This is a genomic window from Desulfitibacter alkalitolerans DSM 16504, assembly GCF_000620305.1.
Classification (GTDB): domain Bacteria; phylum Bacillota; class DSM-16504; order Desulfitibacterales; family Desulfitibacteraceae; genus Desulfitibacter; species Desulfitibacter alkalitolerans.
The window spans coordinates 110,247-128,954 of the sequence record NZ_JHVU01000021.1; the positions used below are offsets into that span (position 1 = coordinate 110,247).

At 37.6% G+C, this 18,708-nt stretch carries 14 protein-coding genes; 2 read left to right on the forward strand and 12 right to left on the reverse strand.

Translation table 11 applies throughout. From position 1 onward, the window contains the following. Positions 1-227 precede the first annotated feature (227 nt). Positions 228-1,205: a DUF3231 family protein gene (locus K364_RS0101810; protein ID WP_028306599.1), complete on the forward strand. Its 978-nt coding sequence runs from the start codon at positions 228-230 to the stop codon at positions 1,203-1,205. Between the two features lie 268 nt (positions 1,206-1,473). On the opposite strand, the gene K364_RS0101815 is transcribed toward K364_RS0101810, so the two are convergent. From K364_RS0101815 to K364_RS0101835, 5 genes are all read right to left on the reverse strand, one after another. Then, on the reverse strand, positions 1,474-2,202 hold the full coding sequence (locus tag K364_RS0101815; protein WP_028306600.1) for a Fic family protein: 729 nt from the start codon (positions 2,200-2,202) through the stop codon (positions 1,474-1,476). A 311-nt stretch (positions 2,203-2,513) separates the two neighbouring features. Then, a complete protein-coding gene (locus tag K364_RS0101820; protein WP_028306601.1) occupies positions 2,514-3,026 on the reverse strand; it encodes a ferritin family protein in 513 nt (170 codons plus the stop codon). Between the two features lie 60 nt (positions 3,027-3,086). Further along, entirely contained in the window at positions 3,087-4,565 is a 1,479-nt protein-coding gene (locus tag K364_RS22500) for a sensor histidine kinase (RefSeq protein ID WP_051533744.1), read from the reverse strand. Next, positions 4,559-5,248, reverse strand: a complete 690-nt coding sequence (locus K364_RS0101830) for a response regulator transcription factor (RefSeq protein ID WP_035267543.1) — start codon at positions 5,246-5,248, stop codon at positions 4,559-4,561. Before K364_RS0101830 ends, K364_RS22500 begins: the two co-directional genes overlap by 7 nt. Positions 5,249-5,346: 98 nt before the next feature. After that, positions 5,347-6,270, reverse strand: coding sequence for a universal stress protein (locus tag K364_RS0101835; RefSeq protein ID WP_028306603.1), 924 nt, complete (start codon positions 6,268-6,270; stop codon positions 5,347-5,349). Between the two features lie 236 nt (positions 6,271-6,506). On the opposite strand from K364_RS0101835, the gene K364_RS0101840 reads away from it, so the two are divergent. Next, positions 6,507-6,698 carry a hypothetical protein gene (locus K364_RS0101840; RefSeq protein WP_028306604.1) on the forward strand — a complete coding sequence of 64 codons (192 nt, stop codon included), beginning with the start codon at positions 6,507-6,509 and terminating at the stop codon, positions 6,696-6,698. A 156-nt stretch (positions 6,699-6,854) separates the two neighbouring features. Here K364_RS0101840 and K364_RS22505 read toward each other — a convergent pair whose 3' ends face one another. The 7 genes from K364_RS22505 to K364_RS0101885 form a co-directional block, all read right to left on the reverse strand. Beyond that, positions 6,855-8,420, reverse strand: coding sequence for a glycine betaine uptake BCCT transporter (locus tag K364_RS22505; RefSeq protein ID WP_051533745.1), 1,566 nt, complete (start codon positions 8,418-8,420; stop codon positions 6,855-6,857). A gap of 153 nt (positions 8,421-8,573) precedes the next feature. Next, positions 8,574-10,007: a trimethylamine methyltransferase family protein gene (locus K364_RS0101855; protein WP_035267544.1), complete on the reverse strand. Its 1,434-nt coding sequence runs from the start codon at positions 10,005-10,007 to the stop codon at positions 8,574-8,576. Positions 10,008-10,049: 42 nt separating this feature from the next. Further along, positions 10,050-11,339 carry a sigma-54 interaction domain-containing protein gene (locus tag K364_RS22510; RefSeq protein ID WP_051533746.1) on the reverse strand — a complete coding sequence of 430 codons (1,290 nt, stop codon included), beginning with the start codon at positions 11,337-11,339 and terminating at the stop codon, positions 10,050-10,052. 194 nt (positions 11,340-11,533) lie between these two features. Continuing rightward, complete coding sequence (locus tag K364_RS0101865; RefSeq protein ID WP_169734731.1) at positions 11,534-13,252, reverse strand: sigma-54 interaction domain-containing protein; 1,719 nt, start codon at positions 13,250-13,252, stop codon at positions 11,534-11,536. Positions 13,253-13,394: 142 nt separating this feature from the next. Continuing rightward, on the reverse strand, positions 13,395-14,288 hold the full coding sequence (locus tag K364_RS0101870; protein ID WP_028306607.1) for a sugar phosphate isomerase/epimerase family protein: 894 nt from the start codon (positions 14,286-14,288) through the stop codon (positions 13,395-13,397). A gap of 102 nt (positions 14,289-14,390) precedes the next feature. Next, positions 14,391-15,962: a BCCT family transporter gene (locus K364_RS0101875; RefSeq protein WP_051533747.1), complete on the reverse strand. Its 1,572-nt coding sequence runs from the start codon at positions 15,960-15,962 to the stop codon at positions 14,391-14,393. 895 nt (positions 15,963-16,857) lie between these two features. After that, positions 16,858-18,330: a trimethylamine methyltransferase family protein gene (locus K364_RS0101885; protein ID WP_035267547.1), complete on the reverse strand. Its 1,473-nt coding sequence runs from the start codon at positions 18,328-18,330 to the stop codon at positions 16,858-16,860. Positions 18,331-18,708: the final 378 nt, after the last annotated feature.

Consider the following 18,708-nt stretch of genomic DNA (forward strand, 5'->3'; position numbering starts at 1 on the left):
GTGATAAACATCAGGAAACACCTTGGAAACAGCCAATAGGTTCCATAATGAAAGGCTTTTAAATAGCACTGCTGTTATCAGTGCTATTTTTTGAGTAAAAGTGCTCTTTTAAGAATAAAAAAATTTACGGGCAGAAGGCTTTTAAGCAAATGCTTTATTACCTTAATAAGTATATTAGAATTTGAGATAGCAAAAACTATTAAAAATTCAACAAGGGGAGAAAAAACTTGAGCTTTTCAATATTTAAGAATAACCCATCAGGCACAACACAGATAGATACAGAAGAAGCCTATAATATTTGGAATCTTTTAAGGGCTAGATACAGCAGCATGGAAACCTATCAAATGCTTACTAATTTCGTGCATGACAAGGAATTAAGCATTCTACTCAAATCTCATCTGGACAATTTTAAGCATCAGGTAAAAATATTGGAGAATAGAGCAGAGACATTCAAAATAAAATCTCCCGAAAGACCTCCTAAGACTGTCAAAGTTTCTATGCAAATAAATGAAATGACTGATGCGTTTATTTTTCGAAAAATATTTAATGATTTACTAGCAGAGCTATATTCCATAACTCGCTCGGTTATAAGCTCAATTACCAACGACAACTTAAGAGGAGCTTTCAGGAAGTTTTTGGCAAGCCATATAAATGATTATGAAAGACTTATTCTTCTAGGTAAGGTAAAAGGCTGGAATGACATTTCTCCTTCTTACAAAACTACAAAACCTGTTAAAGAGGAAAAAATATCAGTTGCAGAAACTAACCATATCTGGAACCATGTTGCTTTTAGGTATCACCAAATGCAGCAGACACAGCTTTTTGTTGGCTTCGTCCATGATAAAGAATTTAAGCTTATGATGACCACAGGAATAAAATCCTTAGATAAGCAGGTAAAAATCCTAGAAAAAAAAGCATTTGATTTTGAGATTCCTCTGCCAACGATGCCGCCTGCAACACAAAATACATCCATAGACCCAGAGTCGCTAGAAGATAAATTTATGTACAGGATGATATTACTAGGGACTAATAGTGCCGTTGACCTGCATACTAGAGCTATTATTGAATGTACAAGAAACGACTCAGTCCGTAAAACGTTCAACGATTTTCTTAAAGTAGAACTTGATATTCAGGATAACTACATAAAATATGGTAAATTCAAAGGGTGGACTCCTCTACCACCTATGTATTTTCAAATAACATAAAAGCTCAAATTCAAAAATAGGAGTTTCAAAAGATAATCATATTATCGTGTCATTGATAACTTATTGGCAGCATATAAAACAAAAGTTTTTTTAACTACAGAGCAATTAATAGAACAGGTGACAAATAGGTTTAGCAATGAGTAAGAATAGGGTGGTATAGTTAGCAAATACTAGCTGTACTTTTTTGTTAATAGTATCACCCGTTATTTTACTAATAAATGCTTTTTATTGCAAAAAAATTAGGCCTCGAAAGAGAGAGCCCTAAACGTTAGTCTAATACGCTTAACCATAGGTCAAGGCTTGTTTCTACACAGTCAGCTGCAAGCTCAATGAATGTACTATAGTCACCTGTAATATGAGCCAGGTCTAGTGCATCATAATAACTAGACCTTATTTCAGCTTTAATTATAGCTGGCGGGTAACCACACCTCATAAGTTCTAAATTCATTATTAGCCTGGCTGTCCTGCCATTACCATCAACAAAAGGGTGTATTTTTACAAATTCACCATGCAGTAAAGCTGCCCTATGAATTGGGTGTAGGTTTTGCCATTGGTTGTTGTAGTTATCTATCAGTTGTTCCATTTGCTCTTTTATTAGAAAGTGTTGAGGTGGCCTATGGCTTGCTCCGCTTATTAATACATTCTCCTGGCGATATACCCCTGCATTTTCATCATCAATTGTTTTTAATATTAGCCGATGTAAGTTTTTAACGACCCACTCTGAAATAGGTTCTTTGTTTTTCACCAATTCTTCTAAATATACGTTAGCATCTCTATGATTGATTACTTCCAAATGCTCACGTATTGATTTACCACCAATAGTGATACCTTCAAGCACTACCTTGGTTTCTGAAATGGTGAGAGTGTTTCCTTCTATGGCGTTTGAGTTATATATCCACTCAAGTAGGATGGTTTCTTGTAGTGATTTTAATGTATGCTTTGGCAATGGCCTATTGTCTTCTAGCTTTTTTTTCTTTATATCTATTGCTTTAAATATCATCTTTATCACCAGCCTTATTTGATGCCATTATATGTTAGAAAAAATTCAAAGTCAATATTTAGAATAAATGGCACTTAGTCCTTAGAGCATTGTTTAACTTGCGTCATAGCTCTAATTCGCAAAAGCACTTGAGAGACCAATCCTAACAAGGGCAGCTCAATTAACGGACCAATAACTAGAGCCTTATCTTTCGTATAACTTTTCAAATGACCACAAAGAGTCTTGTTTATCTAATCATAAGCAAAACGCCTGTTATAATAAAAGCAGGCGTTTTGCTTGGTGATGAACAGTTATTATTTGTTAGCTAATTATCTATAGATATTTGACATCTTCAGGTGCTCTGACTCGATTTCTGCAAGGGCTTTAAAAATATCCTTGATCCTTTGCTCTGGTGCCCTGGCAACAATATCCAAATAAAACTTAATAGCCCTATGCTCCCTGTAGTGGGCTTCCTTAAACTTCTCTTCATCTGTTTCAGGACATTTAATATCAGGCAGCCCAGGCTCTTCAATTCCCATGGCCTTGCATATTAATTCAGCATGCTCCATTTCCTGTTTATTTAGTCTTTTGAAAATAGCCTGGGTTATCTTGGTTTCTGCTTCTGCTGCACATGCCTTGTAAAAAGCTGCATTGTCCAATTCTAAATCAACTGCTTTTTTACAATCTTCATAGGTTCCCTCTGACATTTCAATTTTTCCAAAGTCATAATACTCTACTGCAGGAAGAAGATGTTTGCCTGCCGCACCACAGAAGGGACACCTGTCAGGCTCTCTTTCTCCTAAATAGGTTTCACCACAAATTTGACATCTATAAGGCTTCATCTTACCACTCCTTTATAAAAGATTTTATTGTTAAACTAGAGAATATAGCAAAGGGCTTACTTATATGATAGCTTTATTATCATTTACCGGCAAGCAAAATCCAAAAACACTTCCTTCTCCCTCTTGACTTCTTACCCACACGTTACCACCATGGGCTTCAATAATGCTTTTGACAATGGCTAACCCAAGACCCGCTCCCCCTTTATTTCGACTCCTTGACTTATCAGCCTTATGAAACCTTTCCCATACTAGTTCCAGATCCTCCCTGGGTATTCCACATCCAGAGTCAGCTATTTCCACACATATCTGTTGTTTATTATTTACATAAGCAGCTATTTCAATTCTACCTTCAGCAGTATGATTAAGGGCATTTTCTAGTAGATTAATTAATACCTGCTGCAGCCTATCATAATCTGCATTTATTTTAGGAAGAGCATCTTCGATCCGAGTTTCAAAACCTAACCCTTTATTTAATACTACTGTTTCATACTTTTCCTTAATACTATTTATCAGGCTTCCAACGTCAACCATTGTAATAGCTAAAGTGAAATTACCTGTTTGGAGCCTTGAAATATCAAAAAGCTCGCTAACCATATTCTTTAGCCTGGCTGTCTCCTTGTAGATTATTTTAGCATATCTATTCTGCTCATCCTTATCATGGGCAATATCATCAATAATTGCCTCTGAATAGCCCTGAATCAAGCTTAAAGGGGTACGCAGCTCATGGGAAACATTAGTAATAAAATCTCGACGCATTTGTTCTATAGCCCTTTCCTTTTCTAAAACCTTTTCCAGCTTTGCTTTTTCGCTGGACAATTCATTTATTTTGTTTTTTAATTGTTCAGAAAGGTTGTTTAAACTTGCCCCTAATAATCCCACCTCATCATTGGTCTGAACTGTCACCTTATGGTCAAAATTACCTTTAGCCATTTCATTAGCAGCTTCATTCATCTGCAGCAGCGGCCTTGATAATGTTCTGGAAAGAAAAAAGCTGATAATGGTAGCTAAAATAACTGCAATTATGGCACTGTAGACAATTAACCACCTCATGGAGTTAATTGTATTGGTAATAGGTGCTACTGGCTTAAACATCATAAGGATTCTTTCAACCTTACCATCAATATATTCTGGGATGGCTACCGAGAGCATGGGCACATCAAAATGCTGGTGATGACCCCTTTTAGTTATAATTTCACCTGCAAAGGCCTTACTTAATTCATCTGATTTAAAAAAATACCCTGTTGGGAGCCCAAGCATTGCATCACAAGCCTGGACAAAACCTTTTTTATCAACAATAATTATATGAGCATCTATAAAATGGCCCAAAAGGGTTAACTCATAGGTTAAGTCCCGGGGGTCATCCTCAGCTCTTATAATCTCTATCAGTTCCTGACCAGTATTGATAAGGTCAGCTGATATTTGGGAATAGTAAAAGTTTTCTAGCAGACTAGAAAGTCCAAAACTAAGTAGAATTAACACCACCAGGACAAGCAGAACAATGGATACCCAAAGCTTTCCTATAACACTTTTATTTAGCATTGGGGCACCTCAAACTTGTACCCAACTCCCCAGACAGTGCTTAAATAGTCAGGCCCATTGTCTCTTCCTAACTTCTCCCTGAGCTTTTTCACATGGGTATCTACTGTTCTTAAATCCCCAAAAAAATCATAGCCCCAGATGGCCTCTAGTATCTGTTCTCTGGTAAATACCCTGCCCGGTGAGCTTGCCAAGTAATATAACAGGTTGAATTCTTTTGGAGTCATGCTTACTTCCTGGTTATCCACCTCTACTTTTCTTGCAATGTGGTCAATAACCAATCTGGGAAATTTAAGTGTTTTTTCCTGTTTATCGCCAGGTAAAGTCCTTTTTAGCAGGGCTTTGACCCTATGAGCCAATTCCCTTGGACTAAAAGGCTTTACAACATAATCATCACACCCCAGCTCAAAGCCGAGTATTCTCTCGTATTCCTCTCCCTTTGCAGTGAGCATTATTATAGGCTTATCATTAAACTTACGTATTTCCTTAACCAGTCCAAAGCCATCAAGTCCGGGCATCATCACATCAACTATAAAAAGGTCATAAGCAGAAGTTTTAATTTTCTCTAAAGCCTCTTTGGAATTGGCAGCCTTATGGGCATTATAACCTTCTTTTTTGATATATATTTCTACCAGATCTCTAATTCCTTCTTCATCATCTACTATTAATATGTTTGGTATCGTCATTGTTCCACCCCCTGTTTGGCAGCTATGGCTATTCAACTCTATCATAGGGCATTAATATAGTATAAATGTGATGGATTTGTGAACAATTTGTGATTACTTTATTCCTTAAACTTTGCTGGAATAAGCAGTACAGGTATTGGTGAGTAGCGAGCTACCTGTAGACTAAGGCTTCCTAAAAATAATTCCTTAACAAAGCCCTTACCCTGACTTCCCATGATCACAAGAGAATATGTTTTATTATTTTGTATCATATCCAGGATTATCTCAATAGGCCTACCTACTGGAATTTTTATTTGAACGTTGTGTGAGCCTGCCTTCTCAAGCCTGGATTTAACCGTCTCTAGCTTGCCTTTAATTTCTATATCCCAACTGGCTTCTATATCATCAAACAATACAGCAGGTATTTCTCTGGCACTTTCTAAAATATATCTTTTAAATTTAGCAAGTTCATTTACGTGTACAATAGTAACAGGGCACTTTGTTTTCTCAATTATTGTTTCTAAATATTTTAATGCCTTATCTGCTGTTTCAGAAAAGTCAGTAAGGTATATAACATGGTTAAAGCTGCTCTTGCAAGCTAGTTCTACCTTATTACCATCTTCATCAGCATTTAGCCTGACTAGAAACACAGGTTTTTTGGACAAACTGATTACTTCGGAAGATACACTGCCCAGGGCAGCCTTTTCATATATTCCCTTCCCATGTGAACCAATTACAATTGCTGATACCTGGTGTTTTTCAGCCAGCTGGTTAATTTTTCTTGCAGGGATACCAGTAGTTGAAACAGTAATAGCGTTAATACCCGCCTCTTGAAAAACAAGTAATTGCTCCATCAAACTAGGGTTATTTTCAACAAGACTTTTATCCACTGCATTAAAACCTGGCCCAGGAAGTGCAATTATAGGTCTAATATTAGCTAAAACCACTTCTTCTACTCCCAAGCTTTTTAAATCCCCCACGCAGCTAACAAGGGCATTTGATGCCTGTGAAAGATCAGTACATACTAATACCTTTTTAAACATAGTTATTAACCCCCTTATAATTTTTTTTAATATTAAACAACTTACACTCAGCCTTAATAAAAACCTTTTAATTCATATAATCTTCGAAAAAGATTCACATTAAGTATACATATTATTACTGTTTAATCAAAGATTTACCCAGCTTTATTCACTAAAAATACACATTTCAATCAAAGACCTGTCACAAAGTTATGTTTATATATTGTCAACAAAACAATTAAGGAGGAAAATTCTAAATGAAAAAACTATTTGTAATAACTGCATTAGCTTTAGGATTGTTGATTTACTCTGGTCCAATTTTGGCCACCAACATGGTGTCAAATATGGCTACTGAAAAGGGCGGTCTTGCAGTTGCTGAATGTGCTAAAAGAATGGGTGGTTTACAGCAATGTGTTGCACAAAACATAAACGGTAGCTGCATGAAGTAGTAATCCAGGTGATGGCTGTGTCTATGCCATAATTATGGGTATGATCAAGGGAACAGCTCCAAATTGTGATTGTTAGGCACCAACTTTTTGGAAACCATGTTATAGAGAAAAAGGCAGGGCCCCTGGACGGCCTTGCCTTTTTCAAGTTAGAGCTTATTACATATTATGAGTTTTAGCAGTATTGCTCCTGCTGTTTTCCAGCTTATTTAAAGATGCTTCCTCAAGAGCCAGTGACTTGGCTAATGTATACATTATAAATACCATGATGATAGTAAAGGGAAAAGCTAGAGCAAAAGCAATGGTCTGTACAGAACTTAATCCCCCAGTTAAGATCAACATTGAAGCAATGGAACCGGCTATAGCGCCCCAGAATACCCTGGAACCTGATTTTGGTTCCAAATCCCCACCTGATGTCATCATACTTACAACAAGGGTAGCAGAGTCAGCAGAAGTTATAAAGAAAATTGTAACTACAAACATGGCCATTAATGATAGAAGTTCCGTTGCGGGCAAATTATTAAACATTGCAAATATAGCACTAGTCACATCTGCAAAGGTAGCCTCAGCTATACCTCCGGCACCAAATCTCTCCTCATGAATTGCCGTACCACCGATTATACTAAACCAAATAAAGCTTAGGAGTGATGGAGCCACCAGGATACCGATAATAAATTCTCTAATTGTCCTTCCCTTGGAAATCCTGGCAATAAAACTGCCCACAAAGGGCGTCCAGGTAATCCACCAGGCCCAGTAAAACACAGTCCAGGCACCAACCCAACCATAACCAGTATGCTCAGCTACTGCACCTTGAGTATCTACGAAAAAGCTCATCCACACTATGTTCTGTATATACTGCCCCAAGGATTCAGTAAAGAAGTTTAATATATACCTTGTTGGTCCTAAAAAAAGTACAACAAGCATTAGAATTGCAACTGCTACCATATTTATATTGCTCAACCATTTTATGCCCCTATTAATCCCTGTTACAGCAGAAATTGTAAATAGAGTTGTTACTATTGCCACAAAAACAATTGATACTGTAGTTGTATTGGGAGTACTAAACACTATGTTCATACCAGTAGTTACCTGCATGGCACCCAAGCCTAAAGAAGTAGCCACTCCAAAAAGGGCCATTACAACTGTAAACGTATCTATGGATTTTCCAATTGGACCTTTGATTCCCTCTTCTCCTAGAATTGGAGAAAAGCAGGAACTAATTAGGCCAGGTAAGCCCTTGCGGAACTGAAAGTATGCTAACCCAAGGGCGACAACACCATAAATAGCCCAGGCATGCAGTCCCCAGTGGAAAAAAGTATACCGCATGGCCTCAGATGCTGCAGCTGCAGTATTTGATTCACTTAAGGGAGCTCCCGCAAAATGATATATTGGCTCTGCAACTCCCCAGAAAACCAACCCTACACCCATGCCAGCAGCAAATAACATTGCAAACCATGCAGCTGTACTAAATTCAGGCTTTTCATCATCCTTTGCAAGTTTAATATTTCCATATTTACTAATGGCCAGGAATAAACAGAAGATAACAAACCCAGATACTGCAAGGAGATATGTCCACCCAAGATTATCAATGAAAAAAGAAAACAAGACACTAAAAATCTTAGATACAGCTGCAGGGTTAGTTGATGCTATTAACACAAAAACCAGACAAATGATAGCTGAACCCCAAAAGATAGTTTTGTCAATCTTTCCAAAAAACTTGTCCATTTATAAACCTCCCATTTCATTTTTTAAAAATCAATTATTATCTCTATATCGCCCCCTAATTCAGTAATTTCTAAATTTTTTGTTAATTGATAAGGAAAAATTTAATTCCAGATGAGATAATATGGTATTTTCTATTCGCATTATACAAGTTATCTACAACCTATCTATAATAGCATCTATTTTAACCTTTGCTTTTTCCGGCAAAGATTCTGAAACATGGTTTTCTATAATATATCTAGCTTTTTCCATGGCCCTTTCTCCACAAGTAATTTTCCCTTTATCACACCAGACTTGATATTGATTTTTATCTAATATTTTTGGTATCCATAGCTCCCTTTTAAAATTATTGAATGTATGTTCATCTGTTACAAAATGTCCTGCGGGACCCACCTTCTTAATTACTTCCAGGGCTAAAGTAACGTCATTTACTTCCACACCTCTAACCATTCTTTTAACAAACCCAATAATTTCATCACACATTACCAGCTGACCTGCACTGCTTGTAGTACCTCCTTCAAGGTAACCAACATCATGAATAAGATTAGCACCACTCATGGCCGACATCATAATTGAGGCTGTAGCTTCAATGGCTGACTGCTCATCCAGAGCTTTTGAATCACTGCACCCGGCTGTCCCCCACATTGGTATCTTGTAATAGTGAGCCATTTCTGCAAAAGCAGCATGCATCAAGTTAAACTCAGGGTTTCCGTAGCTCATAACCATGGTGTTCATATCTGTAGGTGCGGGCACACCTCCCATAACAAAAGGCGCCCCCTCTCTAACAAGCTGATGGATAACTAACCCACTTAAGCATTCGGCCAGGGCCACTATGACTGTGCCAGCTAATGTAACCGGTGAAGTTCCACCAGCCATTGGTGCCGACACATATATAGCCGGCAGGTTTTTTTCAGCTGTAAACACAAGTTTTTCAATAGCTTCTTCAGAATGCTGCAGAGGGGTGTTGGAAGTTGAAAACAAGGATATGAAGGGATATTTTTGCAGCTCTTCCAGGTCACCAGCAACAGCCAAGCATATATCCACTATTGTCACAAGGTTTTTTGCATTAAACCCCCAGTGTATAATTGGTTTAGTGGTATTTTCAAGTAATGCATGGAATAAATGAATGTCAGCAATTTCTGTTGGAACATCCTTGATAGTTCCAAAATCCATTGCAAAATCTATATTAGGCAAGGCATCTATAATTTTAGCTGCATTTCTAGTATCCTGTTTTTTGGGGTAACGCCTTTCACCGGTATAGGGATCTATTGTATAAGTAGTGGAAGGTCCTGGCCCAAAGTAGAAATTTTCCCCTTCCAGTCTCATCTTTCTATTTCCGTTGCGGTCATATAAAGCTACACTTGAAGGTGTAGTAGATATGGCTTTTTCCACCAGTGCAGGTGGAATCCTAACCTGATTACCATTTACAAAGGCGCCTGATTTCTTTAACAGCTCAAGGGATCTTTTCTCCTGAACAATTACACCTGTGTCAGATAACACTTCTAAAGTGGCATAGTGGAGTATATCACACTGTTCCCTGGAAAGGGTTTTAAATTGAATAGTACTATTACTTTTATAATTGCTGCGCATTATAAGTACCTTCCTTCTCTTATTCAGCTAGTATTATATGGTCTATCTGGAAACTCTAATTTGATGCTTTTTCATGCGATAATGCAGGCTTTGCCTGCTGATGTTCATAAGTCTTGCTGCAAGGGATATGTTGCCTTTTGTATCCTCTAATACTGTTATGATTTTGTTTTTTTCTACTTTTTCAATCTCACTATCTAGTGGATTAAGGTTAAATTTTCTCGTTAAGGGTTCCTCTTTAATTGTAATTGTAGATGTAACCTTCATATATTCAGGAATATGCTCAATGGTTATTTCAGTTTCTTTGCTGCTAATTAGAGTAATTGCACATTCTAGTGCGTGTTCTAACTGGCGTACATTGCCTGGCCAGTTGTAGCTTTGAAATACCCTTAGTAAATCATTTGCTGCAGTATAATGTCCCTTGGCAAGCTTTGTGCTGACTTTTTTAATAAAAAAATCTATTAGATATGGTAAATCATCGGTTCTTTCTCTTAGTGGAGGTATACCCAAACAAACAACACCCAGTCTGTAAAACAGGTCACTCCGCAGCAAACCCTTTTCAATGGCTTCCAGTGGTTTCATGTTTACGCTGCTGATAATTCTGGGATTCACTTCAATGTCTGTCATGCCGCCTACTCTTCGTATTTTCTTTTCCTGAAGAACACGCAAAAGTTTTGCCTGCAGCAATAAGGACATTGAGTTAATCTCATCTAAAAACAAGGTTCCATCACTTGCCTGTTCAAAAAGCCCTGGCCTATCTACAGCTTCAGTATAAGCCCCTTTGACAGTTCCAAAAAGAATACCTTCAAGAAGGTTCTCTGGAATTGCAGCACAATTGATAGCTACAAAGGGGCTTTTTGCCCGACAGCTTGCATTATGAATGCTTTGGGCGAAGAGCTCTTTTCCTGTTCCAGTTTCTCCATATATTAAAACTGGTGACTGGGTAAATGCTGCCCTTTTGGCCAAAATCTTAATATCACATAGACTTTGGTTATGCCCAATTATATCTTCAAAATTATGGCTTGCTCTACGTACGGGTACATTGTTCAATTCCCTGTGACCATTATTCTCAAGCTTTTTTATAAACACAACAGAAGCATCAGCACTATCTAACCACTTCTTTTTTACGTCATATTCCTTTTCAAAAATATGATTAGCCAGTACCCCTTCAATATTTTCGCCTATTATGCTTTTTACCTTTTTTGAAAATATTAAATTGGCTGCATTGTTGCACCAACTAATCACTCCTGTATTGTTATAAATAATTACTCCCTCTGCTATTTCATTTAAGATTTCCTTGTACATTTCAATGTCTGCATTATTATTCAGAGTCATCTTAGTATCCCCCTGCAATTAGTAAAATCTAAAATCCTACTATTTTAAATTTTACGAAAATATATAACAGCAAAAACCGTGCCATGTTGTATGGGCTTATTTTTATAAAATTAATGCAAAATGGCTTTTCATATCTGTGCAAAATTCTATTGCATTGTTGAATATTTTGTCATTTTAAGCTAAAAAAATTACTTCTATTTTATGCCATATTTTTTCATTCGATATTGCAGGCTCTGCCTTTTTATATTCATCTGCTTAGCTGCCCGGGAAACATTCCAATTGTTTTTTTCTAAAGCTTTTAACAGCACCTCTTTTTCAACTTTTTCCATGGTAGCTAATAAAGGTTCCTCCTGAAGAGTGATGTTTAAGCTTTCTTTGTCACAATATCTGTTATCTAATTTACTTTCCATATGACGAGGCAAATGTTCAATGGTTATAATTTCTTCATCTTCCTGCATGATATTCATTGCTGATTCAATAGCATGCTGCAGTTCTCTTACATTTCCAGGCCATGAATATCCCAAAAACATTTCTGTGACCTTGGGAGATATATTTTTAATATTCTTGTTAAGCATCCTATTGTAAGCTGCTATAAATCCCTTTGCCAAAGGTATAATATCTTCTTTTCGGTTTCTAAGAGGTGGTACTTTCAAGTAAACTACACCCAGGCGGTAAAATAAGTCCTCTCGTAACAGTTGTTTTTCAATAGCTAAAGCAGGCTCTATGTTGATATTGGTCACAATTCGCACATCCACAAGGACTTCATCAATGGCCCCAACCCTACGCAGGGTTCCTTCCTGCAGAACTCTTAGCAGTTTTGCTTGCAGTCCCAGACTCATAGAATTTATTTCATCAAGAAGCAGGGTGCCACCCCTGGCCTGTTCAAAGAGACCTGGTCGGTCTACGGCCCCCGTGTAAGCTCCCTTAACAGTTCCAAAGAGTATCCCCTCAAGAAGATTCTCAGGAATAGCCGCACAGTTAATAGCTATAAATGGTGCCGATGCTCTTTGACTATAGTTATGGATGCTCTGGGCAAACAACTCCTTGCCAGTACCTGTTTCTCCGTATATTAAAACAGGAGAATTTGTCCTGGCAGCCCTTTTAGCCAGTGTAACCGTATGCTTTAGAATAGGGCTATTCCCCATTAAGTCTTCAAATACATACCTGGCAGACTTTTTAGAACCGCTCCTGGTATTTTGTTTTTTGTTCTCAAATAGCTGTTCCTGCAGCTCAATAATTTTATCCGAAAGCTCTTTAATCTTTGAATAATCTCTTTGAATGGAAACAGCTCCTATAACTTTATCTTCTTTGAAAAGGGGATACGTGTTACACATTATGTTTAGGCTTCTGCCTGTAAATGTAGTGTAGTTCTGATGTCTATCTATAATAGGCTTACGCAGTCTCATTGTTTGAATCAACAAGCTTGTTTCTTCGGATAAATTGTATACATGAGTCACATGCTTCCCAATTACCTGTTCCTTCAATAAACCATCTAAACGTTGGTTTGCTTCATTATAGATGATTAATTTGCCTTGACTATCACAAACCATAACTGCTTCATCAATGGAATTGATCACGTTTTCCAATATATCAATGTCGTCTTTTTCAGGATTATGTTCTAAGAATAATATCTTTTTTGACGATTGTTCTACCTGCACTAGTCTGCTTTTGATTTTAAGTCCGCTGATTAAATCAACGGATCCATTGATAACCCTGCCTTCAATGACAAGTTCGGGACAGATACCCTTTAAATTTCTGCCAACAACCTCTTGCTGAGAAAGATTCAAAATGCTTTCTGCCCCAGGATTAATTCCAAGTATAGTATTGTTGCTGCTTAAAACAACTATGCCTTGATTAATCCTGTGGAAAATATGCCATAACAGTTTTTCATTAAGTATATTTATCTGTGTCATACATGACTCCCTCCGATTATTATCAGCCATAATCTTGGAATAACTAAAATATAACTTATACAGCCTCAAAATTCTATATTTATTAAGTGTAAAAAATTAGAATATAAAGGGCGTTTAGGAAAATCGGAGGACATTGAAATATCTACTTGCCTATACCAAGCACTTCCCTTGCATATTTTATACTTTTAATGCATGCATCCATTTCCTTCTGGCGGGCCACTTCTAGTGGATCATCACCCATATCCCATTCTATTTCAAAGGTAATACGATCAGTAGGTGATAATTTCTTTATGGTGTTGTATACCCTCACGCAATCAATATCCCCATCCCCTAAAGCCACTCCATGAAAACGGATGCCGAACTGATCCCTGTCAAGCTTATGGTCACAAAAATGGTTTGCAAAGGCATAGGGTGCCAGTTTTTCAACTGCACTAACAGGGTCTTCCAGGACACCCATGGAATTTACCGTATCAACACAGGCCCCAACCAGGGGGTGATTGATCTTATCAATTAACCAGAGGATTTCATCTGCATAAGTTTCAGTATGGTTTTCTAGCGCCAGTTTAATTCCTGTTTTTTCGAGTAAGGGCAGGGCAGCTTTAACCTCATCATAAACATCACATAGCTGCCTCATTACAGCTGGATGAAAGCAGCTGCCATAAAGGGGCCTGGGCCTGCGGATATCAAGGCTGATTTTTCCAATATCAGCACCTAACCTTTCGGCAATTCGGATGCCGTCCTGAATACTATCTGTTAAGCGAGGGTCAAACTCTTCATTCAGAGAAAAGTTATATTCAAGATAAAGTCCACGTTCTCCAGCTGCTGTCCTAACCTCTTTTAAACGTTTTTCATCCTTGCTTTCTAGATCACAGCCAGTAATATGCAGTCCATCTAATCCCCATTCCACCGCCTTATCCATAAGCTGCATTAAAGTCATTTCTTTTGGACGGGGTTCAGCAATGATGCCCCAGTTCTGACCAAGCCCCCAGAGATGCAAGGTATAGGTATGCAATCCAAGTTTCATTTTCTTATCCATTATTGATCTCTCCTCCTTGTTAAACTCAAAATATCGCATTCTTTAAAATAGATCCCCGTGCAGAGTATTTTCAGCCCACAAGAACCGCTGGAAATGCAATCCCTATTCTTGTTTGGCATATCCTTTTTTATAGAACATCATAATTATAGATATCATAATTGCCATCTCTATTATAAAGATGGGCAATGCCGTAACAATGCTGGCAGTCTGCAAAGCCTTGGTGCCGCTTACACCTGTGATTATTAGGAAGAGAATAGTGGAGCCACCCATTACCAGCCCCCAAAAAACCTTTATTACAGCAGGAGGCTCACCTTGACCCCTATTTTTTGTGGTCATAATGGCAATGGTTGATGTCATGGAGTCTGCTAGGGTAATAAATGAGATGGCTACTACTATTACGAAAAGGGGAACTGTAATAACGGCTAACGGAAAATGGCTTAACAATGCATAAGATGCTACTTCAAAACCCGATTCATTGATTACATTCATTATGGAACCATTTGCAATACTTTCCATATATATAGCTGATCCCCCAAATGCCGTAAACCACAAGATTCCAAATAAAGCCGGTATTGTAACGTTAACTATTAAAAACTCTCTAATAGTTCGGCCATATGATATTCTTGCTATAAACATACCTACAATGGGAGCAAAAGCTATCCACCAGGCCCAGTAGAACATTGTCCAGCCACCACCCCAACCTGCACCTTCGCCGAAGGGATCTGCCCAGAAGGACATGGGTATAACATTTACTAAATAGGAGCCAAATGAATTTACACCTATTTCTAATAAAAATTTTGTTGGACCAAGCAAGAAAAGAAAAACTACAAAACCTATAAATATCTTGGCATTATGGTTGCTTAAAAATTTAATGCCCCGATGAAGCCCCGTATAACTGGATAATGTATAGCTAATAGTGATAATAGTTATTATTGCAATATATATGCCAATGTTTGGGGTTAATCCAACTAAATAATTTAGGCCACCAGCCAGTTGCAAAGTGCCTAGTCCAAGAGAGGTCACTACTCCGCCTACTATTGCAAAAATACATATAGCATCCACAGTGTTCCCCCAGAAGCCATTAATTCTATCGCCTATGATTGGATAAAGACCAGAACTTACTTTAAAAGGCTGGTTTAAATTATAAGATGAATAGGCGATTGCTAACCCTATAATTGCATATAGTGCATAGGGATGGAATGACCAGTGGAGATAAGATAATTGAAGGGCTGTAATTGCACTTGCTGGGGTTTGAGGGTCTACACCAGCTATGCTTGGCGGCCCATAATAATGATATATAGGTTCTGCTACTCCCCAGAACAAAATGCCTATGGCAATACCGGCACATAGAGCCATGGCAAACCAATTCCAATACGAAAGTTCCGGTTTAGCATCCGGCCCACCAAGGCGAACCCTACCTATTGGAGCTAAGGTAACAAACAATACAAATGCTAAAAAAATAAAGGCAAAAAATAGGTACATCCAACCAAAGTAGTCTATCGTAAAACCAAGTGCAGCATTAGCACCTTTTGCAAAACCATCTGGGGATACCATTCCTATTAGCAGGAACACAACAAGTAATATTGCAGGGGGATAAAAAATACCCTTCTCTAGCTCAAACTTCTTATTGCCGTTGCCAACATCAGGCTGTGGAGCACGTTGTAATTCACTCATCAATCTTCCTCCTCGTTTGTTTGTTAGATTTAAAAAATTTTGCCCTTGCATGAGTAATAAAAACAGAGTTAATACATTCATCACCTCTCTCAAAGAATCTATTTTGCATTTCCCAAATAGTATAAATATTCTAATTATTTTTTTGGCTCAACCTCTAAATCAGAGAGGAATTAAGATAAACGAAGTGCAAATTGCATGCCAAAATTGCAATGCCTTTCAAAAGCAATTGTTAAAAAGACACATTGTTTAAACAGATGCAATTTAATTTAGCACTTGACATGTTGTAAGTATTCAAATTGCAATATTGTGCGATGATTTTAACTAATGGTTAATAAAGTGCATAGAGTTTTTGCATAGACAAATTATTTATATATTTTAGCAACCCCCTAAAAGGTCATGAAAATAGTCTTTGGACAACCTAGAGCCGATTGTCCAAAGATTATTGAAAAGTATATAATGTTTAATATGTCTATGTGCAGAAATGCTATTTTAATTTATACTTTTTCACCTTATAAAAGGAGTTTTTGCCTGCTTTTTCCCAGTTCCTGGGCAGCTTTAGCTATATTTCTTTGCTCCTCTTTAAAGCCATTATAATGTCTTCTTTATCCTTTGAATTATTTCTTCAAGAAGGGTTTGTTCTGCGCAATTTTCTCTCCAGGTTGGGTAGTCCACTACCTGCTGGTGGTTTATGACTTTTTTATAAAGAAAACTTGGCTTTCGCCAAGCCTTTTGGCGCCAGCGGAAGCCTTAGTCTTTGTGAATACTATCTACCTTGTGGAACTTATACTTTCTGATAGTGAAATAAAACGGAATATGTTCTGACCTTATTATAGTTTTGACTGCAGTCCTCTTGTTAGGGGTACTCATAATTCTTGCAAAAATCCTTACTCTACTGCTAAATACGGTCGTACTTTCCATACTTTTCAAGCGCCTCTTCAGTATATTGATCTATCAATTCATCTAGTTCCTTGGTTACTTTTTCATCCATAGGTTCAGGATGATATTCCTGCACAACCCACCTGACTTTATCTTCAATTACTTGACCCAATGTTTTCTTCCCGTTATCTACCCAATTACCATATGAAGCTCTTGTTAATAAATTTGGTGAATATATTTTTCTAAAATTATTTAAAGTATGTTTTTCACCAAGGTAATGTCCTCCTGGGCCAACTTTCTTTATTACGTCAAGTGCTAAATCTTCTTCCCTAAAAGGAATGCCTTGCACAATATGTTTTATTAAGCCTATTATTTCATCGCTAAATACTACCTGTGAAAGTGAGGAAGTCAAACCAGAATCAACGTAGCCTATATCATGTATAAGGTTACCTCCTGATAATGCTGCTAATAATAACGAATATGTGGCTTCAGCAGAGGCTTGTTCATCAAAAGTTTTTGCATCAGTACATCCTCCAGTGCTAAAAACGGGAAGTCTATAGTAATATCCCATTTCAGTAAGTGCTGAACTTAAAACATGAAACTCTGGTGCACCATAAGGATGAGCCATGTTTTTCATATCTATTGCTGTAATAGTACCTCCATAAAAAAATGGTGCACCTGGTTGTTTAAGCTGATGGATTACAAGGGTACTGAGCAATTCGGCATTGCCTTGAATAAGAGCTCCCGCTAAAGTAACTGGCGCTGAAGCTCCACACATCATTCCTATTGTATGAATAATTGGAACCATTTTTTCTGCACACGCCATTACCTTACCAATACCGTCCTCAGATTGCCTAAGCGGGGAAGTAGCCTCAGAGTATACCGCTAAAATAGGACGATCTCTAAGTTTTTCCGAGCCTCCCATAACTACTTCTGCCATTTCTATGATGTTTGAGATATTTTGCTTATCATAACCACTAACAATAATCGGCTTTTTTGTATTCCTAACCATTGCATCAAATTCATGTATGTATCCTATTTCTGGATATTGGTGCTTTGCAATCCCTAAGGACATAACAAAATCAATATTTGAAAGATAATCACATAATTTAGCTGTATTAGCAATATCTTCTTTTCTGGTTTGCCTTCTTTCTCCTGTAAAAACATCTAATGTATATGGGCAACCTGAACCTGTTCCAAAATAGCTTTTATGAGATTCTAAAAACATGCACCTATTGCCATCTCTATTTGCCATAACTATTCGGGATGGAGCAGTTAAAAGGGCATTCTTCACAAGATGTTCAGGTATCTTTACTAAATGCCTCTCTACTCTTGCCCCTGCCGACTGTAATAGTTCCAGTGCCTCAGCATGAAAAACTTCTACCCCTGTTTCTGCAAGGATTTCCAATGATCCAAGATGTATTTCTTCTAGCTGATCATACGAAAGAAATTTTAATGAAGGTGTTAACTGAATTGCGGTGTTACTTTTCATTTGAACCCTCCTATCTCAATATTTTGATGCTATTCTAAAAATTACACTCTAAATTGGCCTTTTTTAAAGACACAAATTTTAATATAAAACTAAATTTTTATTCCCCCGCTAACCCTATCACGTCTCTCTGTGTCTATGCCCTAATCTTCCTTCGTTCAGCATTATGGGGTAGGGGGGTACCAGTTACTCGTATGCAGGGTCATGCCCTAATGGAAGGTTATGGTTTCTCTACCTAAAACCAATATCAAATTTTATGTGAAATATTAAGGACTAATTTACAAATCATAGCCATAGAGGTTGTTGATATGTGGGCAATGGCAAATCGTTGTCCAAGCACTCGCATTCCTAACATCGCCAGGAAACCCTTTTTTCCGCGTT

Excerpts from the sequence above, each read along its gene's own strand:
- K364_RS0101820 (WP_028306601.1), bottom strand. The coding sequence starts at position 3,026 with ATGAAGCCTTATAGATGTCAAATTTGTGGTGAAACCTATTTAGGAGAA.
- K364_RS0101875 (WP_051533747.1), bottom strand. The coding sequence starts at position 15,962 with ATGAGTGAATTACAACGTGCTCCACAGCCTGATGTTGGCAACGGCAAT.
- K364_RS0101885 (WP_035267547.1), bottom strand. The coding sequence starts at position 18,330 with ATGAAAAGTAACACCGCAATTCAGTTAACACCTTCATTAAAATTTCTT.
- K364_RS22505 (WP_051533745.1), bottom strand. The coding sequence starts at position 8,420 with ATGGACAAGTTTTTTGGAAAGATTGACAAAACTATCTTTTGGGGTTCA.
- K364_RS0101830 (WP_035267543.1), bottom strand. The coding sequence starts at position 5,248 with ATGACGATACCAAACATATTAATAGTAGATGATGAAGAAGGAATTAGA.
- K364_RS0101865 (WP_169734731.1), bottom strand. The coding sequence starts at position 13,252 with ATGACACAGATAAATATACTTAATGAAAAACTGTTATGGCATATTTTC.
- K364_RS0101855 (WP_035267544.1), bottom strand. The coding sequence starts at position 10,007 with ATGCGCAGCAATTATAAAAGTAATAGTACTATTCAATTTAAAACCCTT.
- K364_RS22510 (WP_051533746.1), bottom strand. The coding sequence starts at position 11,339 with ATGACTCTGAATAATAATGCAGACATTGAAATGTACAAGGAAATCTTA.
- K364_RS0101840 (WP_028306604.1), top strand. The coding sequence starts at position 6,507 with ATGAAAAAACTATTTGTAATAACTGCATTAGCTTTAGGATTGTTGATT.
- K364_RS22500 (WP_051533744.1), bottom strand. The coding sequence starts at position 4,565 with ATGCTAAATAAAAGTGTTATAGGAAAGCTTTGGGTATCCATTGTTCTG.
- K364_RS0101835 (WP_028306603.1), bottom strand. The coding sequence starts at position 6,270 with ATGTTTAAAAAGGTATTAGTATGTACTGATCTTTCACAGGCATCAAAT.
- K364_RS0101870 (WP_028306607.1), bottom strand. The coding sequence starts at position 14,288 with ATGGATAAGAAAATGAAACTTGGATTGCATACCTATACCTTGCATCTC.